This window comes from Micrococcus sp. APC 4021 (assembly GCF_030407635.1).
In the GTDB taxonomy this organism is placed as follows: domain Bacteria; phylum Actinomycetota; class Actinomycetes; order Actinomycetales; family Micrococcaceae; genus Micrococcus; species Micrococcus luteus.
Genome location: NZ_JASDCZ010000089.1, coordinates 1 through 9,317 on the forward strand (window position 1 = coordinate 1; position 9,317 = coordinate 9,317).

Sequence of the window (9,317 nt, forward strand, 5' to 3'; positions counted from 1 at the left end):
ATCAAGATCCGACCGCCCCGCCAGCACCATCATCAGTCGCTCTCGCGGCTTGACGAAAACCATAGAGGCACCCCCCCGCGGCGCTCAGAGCTCCTCGCCGGCCCGCAGTCGTGCCGTGAGCGCGCGGGTGAGTCGGCGGCGCAGCCGGCCGTGCTCCGTGCCCTGCTCCCGAAGGCGCGCGTGCACGGCGTCGGCATGGGCCGGCTTCTCCGAGTCGGGGAGTGCGAGGAAGTCGCGCAGCAGCGGCTCCAAGCGCCCGGTGAGGGCGATCACGAGCTCCTGGGTCTCCACGGGCCGTGTGCGCTGCAGGCGAGTCCAGGCTGGCGCGTACTCGGCGGCGTGCTCGACCATCTCCCACGCGAGGGCCCAGCTGTCCGGGCGCAGTCGGTGCCGCTCCGCGCGCAACAGCTGTCGCAGGGCGGCCACGGCCTCCTCGAGCTCGGCGGCGGCCGGGGCGCCGTCGTCGTCGGGGGAGGGGCTCGCGGAGGAACGCGGGAACGGCCACCAGCTCATGCCGGCCTCTCTCGGATTCGCGGGGTGCGCAGAGGTCTCACGCGTGAGATTCTGCCCCGCATCTCGGTTTGGCGGCACCCGGTGTGGCTGGTATAGTCGCTCTCTGTTGGATTCAGGTCTGAGACCTCCAACGGGGTGTGGCGCAGCTTGGTAGCGCGCGTCGTTCGGGACGACGAGGCCGCAGGTTCAAATCCTGTCACCCCGACCAGAAAGAGCCCCCGCCGGATCGGCGGGGGCTCTTCTCGTCTCCGGGTGCTCACCGGGTGCGGTGCGTCAGTCCTGGCGGGACTCCAGGAACCGGAGATGCTCGGGGCGCGCCGGGTCCACTTCGCCGGCCACGTCGTCGTGTTCGTCCACCCAGTCCTTCACGTACGGGCAGACGGGGACGACCCGGCGGCCCGCGGCCACGGTGTCCTTCAGCGCCTCGCGCACGAGGGTCGAGGCCAGGCCCCGGCCCTCGTACTCGTGGTCGACCTTGGTGTGCGGGAAGATCCGCTGGGCCGGGCCGTCGGCGGTGTCGTCGTCGATCGCCGTCGTGAAGCCGGCCACCGTGCCCGCGTCATCGACGACGATCTCGTACCTCTCCCCGTTCTTGCGGACCTGCGGGTGCTCCAGGCTGGGGGTCTGCTCGGTCATGGTCGGTCCTCTCGTTCCTGGGTGGACCCCGCCGCCGGGCCGGCGACGGGGAAGGGGTCAGCCGTCCCGGCGCCGCACGGGGTGGTGAGACAGGATCGAGATGCGGTTCGTCAGGTTCATCACCATCGCGACCCACTGCACGGCCGCGGACTGGGCGTCCGTGAGCGCGGCGGCCGTGGAGGCCTGCACGTAGTTCAGCTGCTCCTGCTCGGGGAGGTCCGTGACCGCCTCGGCGAGCTCGAGTGCGGCGCGCTCCTGCTCCGAGTACACGGCCCCGGCCTCACGCCACGCCGGCAGCAGCCCCAGGCGCTGCACGCTCAGACCGGCGTCGGCACCCTGGCGGGTGTGCCGGTCCAGGCAGAACACGCAGCCGTTGAGCTGGGAGACCCGGAGGTTCACGAGCTCCACGAGCTGCCGGTCCAGTCCGGCCTGCTCGGCGGCGCCGCGCGCGGCCGAGGCCAGCGGCCCGACCGCGTGCCATGCCTCGGGCACGGCCTTGTCGAGGAAGAACGCGAGGGGGTCCTGGCGGGGTGCGGGGGTGTCAGCGGCGGTCATGGTCCTTCACTGGCTCGCAGAACGGGGCGGTGGGCCAGGGGCCGGGTGCCGGCCCCGGACGAGCTTCCGGCTCAGATCCGGCCCCGGCCGGCTCAGAATCGGCCGGACGAGCCCGCCCCGGAGAACGAGCCGCCCGAGGATCCGTAGCCGGTCCCGGAGGAGCTGGACTGCGCCTGGCGGTGGTCCTGGACGGACCGCTCGCCGGCCTGGTGGCCCGTGGTGAAGGCCACCACCGTCCAGTAGGCATCCGCCGGCAGCGCGGAGTCCAGGATCGAGCCGCGCGCGGACCGGGCCGGGCCACGGTGCGTGCGCAGCTCGTCGCGCAGCAGCTCACGCTCGGCCTCGTCCTTGCCGAAGGCCGCCACCTCGGCGTCGGCGAGGGCGGAGACCAGCCCGGTCAGGCGACGCCGCAGCGCATCCAGCTCGCCCAGCGCCGCGGCCGGGGTCAGGCGCTCGTCCTGGAGGTCCGCGCCCAGCGCCTCGAGTCGGTCCTGGGCCTCGGTGCGGAAGGACTCCAGCGCGGCGACGGCGGATCGGACGGGCCCGGCGGAGCCGACGGAGGAGGCCAGCGCGCCGACGGCGTCCAGGTCGGCCCGCAGCGGGGCGGTCTGCTGGTCCCACGCCGCCGGCCACCCCGGGTGGCGGTTGAGGAAGGTGTTCGCCGCGGCCACGGCGTCGTCGAGGCGGTCGAGCTCACGGGCGCGGTCCCGGATGTCCTCCGCGGCCCGGGCGTGCTCCGTGCGATGCAGGCTGCGCTCCGGCAGGGCCTCGAGGCGGTCCAGCTCCGCCGACGCGTCGAGCGCCTGGCGCCGGAAGCCGCGGAAGCGCTCCATCAGCGCGGCCGCGTGGGGCGAGTCCTCGGGCACCGTGGACGCGTTCACCTCGGTGGCGTCCATCTCCAGGGTGACGGAGGTCAGGTGGGTGCGGGCCTCGGCCAGCAGGTCGGCCGTCCGGCGGCGGCGACGCCGTCGGCTCGCGAGCGCCGCGGCCGCGGCGCCGCCGCCCGCCACACCGACGATCCCCGCGCCGAACCACAGTTCGGGAGCCTGCCACCAGGGGCGCCCGATCAGCTCGGCGGCGGCGTCCGTCACCTCCACGACCGTGTCCGTCCACCGGGCCGCACGGGCCGCCTCGTGTCCGGCCTCGCGCACCTCCCGCAGCCGGTCCGTGCTGAGCATCCGGTCCTGGCCCACGTACACCCCGATCAACCGGTTGTCCGGGTCGAGCGCCACGATCACGAGGTCGTCGGCCCATTTCTGGCCGTCCGCGCTGATCCAGTCCGGGTACTCGGCGCGAGCCCGCTCGAGCACCCGCCCGTTGAACGCCTGAGACGCGCGGTCGTCGTCCAGCGCGGACAGGTCCGGGCCGCGCTCGGTGACCACGGCGACGCGGGTCGGCTCCCGGAACTCGATCCCCGCCAGGTCTCGGCGCAGCTGGGCGGGGTCGATCACGCCCGCGTCATCCACGAGCTCCACCTGGTCCCAGGCCACGGCGTGGGCCTGCGGCGCGGCGGCGACGACGGCGCCCGTCACCCCCGCCGTGACCGGCAGGGCGACGACGGTGGCGGACGCCGCCGGTCCGGTGAGGGCGGCGGCGGACAGGGCGACCGCGGTGAGCGTGCGGCGGGCGATGCGGTGCGGCGGACGGGTCACGGGGCCTCCTGGACGGGTCGGCGGTCCCGCCCAGCCTAGGTACCGCCGGGCGGGTGGCGCCTCAGCCGGTGGGCGCGTCGGCGAGCAGCGCGGCGAGCCGGCCGGCATCGTGCGCGGTGCCGAACCCCGCCGCCCCCGGCTCGAGGACCCCGGCCCGGTCGAGGCCCGTGTAGGGGACCGCGTCGAAGCCCATCGCGGTGACGAGGGCGACCACCGTGTCGCGCGCGGCGGCGACCGCGGCCGGCTCGGGCGCCGCGTCAGTCCGCTCGGTGCCCACCGCGAGGGCGCGGCGCGGGGCCGTGGCACGCCCGGCATCCTCCAGGTCGTGGTGCGAGATCTCCGAGAACGCGCGCACGACGGGCACGCACAGCCCCGCGGCGGCCCAGCGCGCGGCGATCCGGACGGAGCCGGGCGCGCCGTCGTCGTCGAGCCACGCCGGGACCGGCTCGTCCCCCCACGTGTTGGTCAGGTCCACCACGGCGCGCGTTGCCGGCCCGGCGAGGGCGAGCGGGTCGACGTCGTCGAGCGCCTCGCGCGGCACGGCCACGACGACGAGCTCCGCCTCCGCCGCCAGGTCCTCGGCCGACACGGCGACGGCCTTGGGCGCGTAGATCGTCAGGTGGCGCTGGACCGCCGCGGGGCGCCGCGTGCCCGCGACCATCACCCGCGGGGCGGCCGTGCCCGGGGAGAGGCGGGGGATGCGCGCGATCGCACGTGCCAGCGCGGTGCCCGCCCGCCCCGCACCGAGGATGCCGACGACGCGGGGCAGGGCGTCCGCCGGCGCCGCCTCAGACGAGCTCATTGCGCTGGCGTCCCAGCCCGGTGATCTCCACCTCGACGACGTCGTCGGGACGCAGCCACGGGCGGCGGCCCTCGGCGTCCCGGCGGGCCAGGGCGACCCCTGCGGGCGTGCCGGTCAGGATCAGGTCACCCGGGTTCAGGGTGATCAGCTGCGAGGCGTAGGAGACCAGCTCGGCGGGGGAGAAGACGACGTCGGCGACCCTGTCCTCCTGACGCAGCTCACCGTTGACGTGCGTGAGGACGCGCGCGTCCGCCGGGAACTCTTCCGGGGTGACCAGCCACGGACCCACGGGCGTCGAGGCCTCCCACACCTTGCCCTGCAGCCACTCGGAGGTGCGGCCCTGGAAGCCGCGCATGGAGATGTCGTTGGCCACCGCGTAGCCCGCGATGTGCTCCGGGGCGTCCTCGACGGCGATGCGCCGGCCCGGCTCCCCGACCACGATGCACAGCTCGCCCTCGTAGTCGACCCGGTGGTCCTCCTCGGGGACCTCGATCGGGTCCAGCGCACCCGTGAGGGACTGCGGGAACTTCGCGAACAGCGTCGGATGCTCGGGGCGCTCCAGGCCCGTCTCGTCGATGTGGTTCGTGTAGTTCAGGCCCACGCAGAACACCTTGGTGGGGAAGGGCACGAGCGTGTCGTAGACGAGGCCGGAGGTGTCCAGCAGGAGGGACCGGTCGGCCTGCGCCGCGCGGAGGGCACCCTCCACCATCTCCCGCTGCTCCTCCGGCGTGGCGGTGAGGTACTCGCCGACGTCGCGACAGTCCGGCAGGGCGACGGCGCGCACGGCGACCTCGGGGTCCTCGGGGTGCACGGAGGTGATGACCGCGGCGAACGTGGCGCCGGGGTAGGCGGCGTCGGAGTCGGGCTGGCGGAACGTGGCGAGCTTCATGGACCCATCCCATCACAGGGCGGCGGGTCCGGACCCGGGGCGGGCGGACGTGAGACGGTGAGGCCATGAGCACAGCCCCCACGCATCCGCCGCTCGACCTCGACCCGACTCCGGCCACCCCGATCGTCCTCGGGACCATGGCCTGGGGGTCCGTTCCCCCGCCGCCCCCGGACGCCGACCCGGGGGCGAGGCCGGAGGGGCCCGCGGGCGCAGCGCAGGCCGAGGCGGCCGTGGAGCGTGCCCGCCGCGCCCTGCGCGCCGGGATCGAGGCCGGCGTCGACCTGCTGGACACCGCGGACATCTACGGGGCCGGCCGCTCCGAGGAGACCGCCGGCCGGCTGCTGCACGAGCTGCCCTACGAGGAGCGCTCCGCCCTGAAGGTGCAGACCAAGTGCGGGATCGTCCTGCACGAGACGGACCCGGCCGGGCGGCGTCTGACCCGCTACGACTCCTCGCCCGAGCACGTGCGCGCCTCGCTGGAGGGCTCGCTGTCCCGCCTCGGCGAGCAGCGCGTGGACACCCTGATCATCCACCGGCCCGACGTCCTCACGCCCGTGGCCGACACCGTGCGCGCCTTCCTCGACGCGCGGGAGGCGGGCCTGGTCGGCAAGCTGGGCGTCTCCAACCTCGGCGTGGGCCGCGTCCTCGAGTTCCAGCGCGAGCTCGAGAGCCAGGCGGCGGACGGGACCGGGCTGGCGTGCGTCCAGGTCGAGCTCGGCCTGCACCACCGCACCCTCGTGGAGGCGGTCGTGCTCGCCAACCACCCGGACGCCCCCGCGGACGCCGACGCCGGGCGCCTCGGCCCGGTGTGCGCCGCGGAGGGGATCGAGCTGCAGGCCTGGGGTCCGCTGGGGCAGGGTCGGTTCAGCTCCGGCGACGACGGCGCGGCCGGCGTCGTCGGCGAGGTCGCGGCGGAGCTGGGCGTCAGCCGGGAGGCCGTGGTGCTCGCCTGGCTGCTGCGCCTGCCGTGGGGCGTGCGGCCCGTGATCGGCACCCAGGACCCGGAGCGCGTCGCCGCGTGCGCCGAGGCGGCCTCCGTGGCCGAGGCGATGGACTCCGCGCAGTGGCACCGCCTGTGGACCGCGGCGCGGGGCCGGCCGCTGCCTTGACGAGGCGCGACCGGCCGCGTGCCCTCCCGCCGGAGTGAGGCCTGTGTCACACTGGGACATGGACTTTGCGAACGTCGACCTCGTGACCCCCTGGATCCTCTACTGGCTGGCCTCACTGACCCTCGTGGTCGGCGGCACGCTCGTGGTCGTCGGCCTGTGGCGTGCCCGGCGGCACCGGCGCTTCGCCGCGACCCACGGCCGCAACCCGGAGATCGGACTCCTCGAGGACACCCGCACCCAGCGCGGGGTCGGGGCTGTCGCGCTCGCGGCCGCCGTCGCCCTCGGCGCGACGGGCGCCGTCCTGCACGTCCAGGGTCTGGACGCGTTCCGCGGCAACCTCGAGGCGAAGTACGGCTACACCGCGGTGGACCGCATCCGCCAGTCCGGCCCCGGCTTCGTGGCCGATCTGACCCAGGCCGACGGCACCGTGCTGCGCGACGAGATGGTCCTGCTGGAGTCCTCGGGCGAGCCCGTCGTCGGGGAGGACATCTTCGCCCGTCCGGTCGAGACGCGTTGACCTTCCCGCCCCGGCCCGTCGGGCCTGATGCCGCGTCGGGGGCCTCTGTTAGCGTCGCCGCGTGAGCACCTCGACCGTCCGTTCCGCCCCCGCGTCCACCTACCGGCTCCAGGTCAGCCCGGATCTGCCGCTGGAGTCCGTGGCCGGGCTCGTGCCCTATCTGCGGCGCCTGGGCGTGGACTGGCTCTACCTCTCGCCGCTGCTCGAGGCCGAGCCCGGCTCCGACCACGGGTACGACGTCGTGGACCCCACCCGGCTGGACGCCGCCCGCGGCGGGGCCGAGGGGCTGGACATGGTCGCGCGCGCCGCGCACGAGGCGGGCATGGGCGTGCTCGTGGACATCGTGCCGAACCACGTGGGCGTGGCCACGCCCCAGGCCAATCCGGCGTGGTGGGACGTGCTCACCCACGGTCCCGAGGCGGCGCATGCGGCGTGGTTCGACGTGGACTGGGCGGCCGGCGGCGGGTCCCTGCTCATCCCCGTGCTGGGAGACGGCCCTGACGGGGACGCGGACGCGGAACTGGACCGTCTCGTCGTCGACGCCGAGGGCGGCCGTCTGCGCTACTGGGACAACGTCTACCCCCTCGCCCCCGGATCGCTCGAGGCGGCCGAGGCGGAGACCGGGCTGCGCGCCGCGGAGGTCTTCGCGGCGGCGGACCCGGCGAAGGAGCCGACCGCGGAGCAGGTCCGCCTGGCCCGCGCCGTGCACGAGCGCCAGCACTACCGGCTGGTCGGCTGGCGCCGCGGCGACGCCGAGCTGAACTACCGCCGGTTCTTCACCGTCACCACGCTCGCGGGCGTCCGGGTGGAGGAGCCCGAGGTCTTCGACGCCGTCCATGCCGAACCCGCCCGCTGGGTCCGCGAAGGGCTCGTGGACGGGCTGCGCGTGGACCACCCGGACGGCCTGGCGGACCCGGCCGGCTACGCGCGACGCCTGCGCTCCCACGTGCTCCCGGAGGGCTACCTCGTGGTGGAGAAGATCCTCGAGCCCGGTGAGGCGCTGCCCGCGGACTGGCCCGTGGACGGGACCACCGGCTACGACGCGCTCGGCGAGGTCGAACGCGTCTTCATGCACCCCGACGCCGCGGGCGATGAGGCCGAGGACGCGCGCCGTCGTCGGGAGTGGGACGAGGCCGTGGTGCGGGCCAAGCACGACGTGGCCACCGGCTCCCTCGCGGCCGAGACCGCCCGGCTGGTCCGGGAGGTCCGCGCCGTGCACGCCCTCGGTGCCCACCCGGACGAGGACGTGGCCGCCGCGTTCGCCGCCGTGCTCGCCCGCCTGCCCGTGTACCGCACCTACCTGCCCGTGGGCCTGGCCGTGCTCGAGGGCGCGCTGGCGGACGCGGCCGCGGCGGAGCCGGCCCTCGCCGACGTGCTCGGCGACCTGCGGCCCGAGCTGACCGACCCGGACTCGCCCGTGGCCCGCCGGTTCCAGCAGACCTCCGGCATGGTGATGGCCAAGGGCGTCGAGGACCGGTCCTTCTACCGGTACACCCGGTGGGCCAATCTGAACGAGGTCGGCGGAGACCCCTCCCACGTCGCCCTGTCCCTGGCCGACTTCCACGCCGCCCAGCAGGCGCGCCAGGCCGCCTGGCCGACGGCCATGACCACCCTGAGCACCCACGACACCAAGCGCGGCGAGGACGTGCGCGCCCGCATCGCCGTGCTCGCCGAGGAGCCCGACCGCTGGGCCGCCGAGCTCGCGGAGCTGAGGCGCCTCCACCCGCTCGGCCACCCCGACGCGGAGCGGCTGCTCTGGGAGTCCATCGTGGGGGTCTGGCCCACGGACGGCACCACGCCGGAGGAGGAGCGGATCCTCGGCTTCCTGCAGAAGGCCTCCCGCGAGGCGGCCCTGGCCACCACCTGGACGGACCAGGACCCCGAGTTCGAGGCCCGGCTCGCCGCACTCGCCGCCGCCGTCACCTCCCCCGAGGGGCCTGCCCGGGGCGTGCTCCAGGCCGTCGCGGACCGCATCGCCGAGCCCGGCCTGGTGGTCCAGCTCGGCCACAAGCTCGTCCAGCTCGCCGCCCCCGGCGTCCCCGACGTCTACCAGGGCACGGAGGTGCCCTTCCCCACCCTCGTGGACCCGGACAACCGCCGCCCCGTGGACTTCGCGGCCCGGGCCGACCTGCTGGACCGCCTCGACGCCGGCCACACGCCCGGCCTCGACGACCCCGCCGCCGCCAAGCTGGCCGTCGTGGCCGGCGTGCTGCGCGCCCGCCGCGACCGGCCCGAGCTGTTCACCGGCCACCGCCCGCTCGACGTCTCCGGCCCCGCCGCCGAACACGCGATCGCGTTCGACCGGGGCGGGGCGCTCGCCGTGGCCACGCGCTGGCCCGTCCGCCTCGCGGCCGCGGGTGGCTGGGGCCAGACCGTCGTGACCGTGCCGGCTGGGCGGTGGGAGGACGCCGTCACCGGCCACCCCGTCCACCCGGACGCGCGCGGCGCCGTGCGCCTCGACGAACTGCTCAGCACCCTGCCCGTCGCGCTGCTCGTCCCGGCGCACGCCCCGTCCGACCGCCGAGAGAGGACCGCCCCGTGACCGAGCCCCGTCCGGCCGACGCCCCCGCCCCGGGCCTGCACCCGATCGGCTCCGACCCCGTGGACCCCGCCGCGGCCGAGCGGGCCGCCGTCGACGCCGCGC

The 9,317-nt window shown here is 75.7% G+C and carries 9 protein-coding genes and 1 tRNA gene; 4 read left to right on the top strand and 6 right to left on the bottom strand.

The window, feature by feature from the left end; genetic code table 11:
* Positions 1-84 precede the first annotated feature (84 nt).
* Positions 85-513 (bottom strand): hypothetical protein, encoded by a 429-nt coding sequence (locus QL983_RS08385; protein WP_119217533.1) that lies wholly within the window; start codon positions 511-513, stop codon positions 85-87.
* A gap of 131 nt (positions 514-644) precedes the next feature.
* Here QL983_RS08385 and QL983_RS08390 point away from each other — a divergent pair.
* Positions 645-721, top strand: a tRNA-Pro gene (locus QL983_RS08390).
* Between the two features lie 65 nt (positions 722-786).
* Here the strand turns inward: QL983_RS08390 and QL983_RS08395 are convergent.
* From QL983_RS08395 to QL983_RS08415, 5 genes are all read right to left on the bottom strand, one after another.
* The gene (locus QL983_RS08395; RefSeq protein ID WP_020625720.1) at positions 787-1,149 is read right to left on the bottom strand and encodes a GNAT family N-acetyltransferase; all 363 of its coding nucleotides are present in this window, start codon (positions 1,147-1,149) and stop codon (positions 787-789) included.
* A 57-nt stretch (positions 1,150-1,206) separates the two neighbouring features.
* On the bottom strand, positions 1,207-1,704 hold the full coding sequence (locus tag QL983_RS08400; protein WP_144818760.1) for a carboxymuconolactone decarboxylase family protein: 498 nt from the start codon (positions 1,702-1,704) through the stop codon (positions 1,207-1,209).
* Between the two features lie 92 nt (positions 1,705-1,796).
* Entirely contained in the window at positions 1,797-3,356 is a 1,560-nt protein-coding gene (locus QL983_RS08405; protein WP_290152278.1) for a DUF5129 domain-containing protein, read from the bottom strand.
* A 61-nt stretch (positions 3,357-3,417) separates the two neighbouring features.
* Entirely contained in the window at positions 3,418-4,158 is a 741-nt protein-coding gene (locus QL983_RS08410) for an NAD(P)-binding domain-containing protein (RefSeq protein ID WP_020625723.1), read from the bottom strand.
* Entirely contained in the window at positions 4,145-5,047 is a 903-nt protein-coding gene (locus tag QL983_RS08415; RefSeq protein WP_036382467.1) for a fumarylacetoacetate hydrolase family protein, read from the bottom strand. The genes QL983_RS08410 and QL983_RS08415 overlap by 14 nt, the downstream gene beginning before the upstream one ends.
* 65 nt (positions 5,048-5,112) lie before the next feature.
* Here QL983_RS08415 and QL983_RS08420 point away from each other — a divergent pair, with 65 nt between their 5' ends.
* The 3 genes from QL983_RS08420 (at position 5,113) to treY (ending at position 9,215) form a co-directional block, all read left to right on the top strand.
* Positions 5,113-6,156, top strand: coding sequence for an aldo/keto reductase (locus QL983_RS08420; RefSeq protein ID WP_095354053.1), 1,044 nt, complete (start codon positions 5,113-5,115; stop codon positions 6,154-6,156).
* Positions 6,157-6,214: 58 nt separating this feature from the next.
* Complete coding sequence (locus QL983_RS08425; RefSeq protein ID WP_020625726.1) at positions 6,215-6,673, top strand: hypothetical protein; 459 nt, start codon at positions 6,215-6,217, stop codon at positions 6,671-6,673.
* 61 nt (positions 6,674-6,734) lie between these two features.
* Positions 6,735-9,215, top strand: coding sequence for a malto-oligosyltrehalose synthase (gene treY, locus QL983_RS08430; RefSeq protein WP_095354050.1), 2,481 nt, complete (start codon positions 6,735-6,737; stop codon positions 9,213-9,215).
* Positions 9,216-9,317 lie beyond the last annotated feature (102 nt).

Bases quoted from the DNA above. Each gene is read 5' to 3' on its own strand.
- QL983_RS08385 (WP_119217533.1), bottom strand. From the start codon at position 513: ATGAGCTGGTGGCCGTTCCCGCGTTCCTCCGCGAGCCCCTCCCCCGAC.
- QL983_RS08395 (WP_020625720.1), bottom strand. From the start codon at position 1,149: ATGACCGAGCAGACCCCCAGCCTGGAGCACCCGCAGGTCCGCAAGAAC.
- QL983_RS08400 (WP_144818760.1), bottom strand. From the start codon at position 1,704: ATGACCGCCGCTGACACCCCCGCACCCCGCCAGGACCCCCTCGCGTTC.
- QL983_RS08410 (WP_020625723.1), bottom strand. From the start codon at position 4,158: ATGAGCTCGTCTGAGGCGGCGCCGGCGGACGCCCTGCCCCGCGTCGTC.
- QL983_RS08415 (WP_036382467.1), bottom strand. From the start codon at position 5,047: ATGAAGCTCGCCACGTTCCGCCAGCCCGACTCCGACGCCGCCTACCCC.
- QL983_RS08420 (WP_095354053.1), top strand. From the start codon at position 5,113: ATGAGCACAGCCCCCACGCATCCGCCGCTCGACCTCGACCCGACTCCG.
- QL983_RS08425 (WP_020625726.1), top strand. From the start codon at position 6,215: ATGGACTTTGCGAACGTCGACCTCGTGACCCCCTGGATCCTCTACTGG.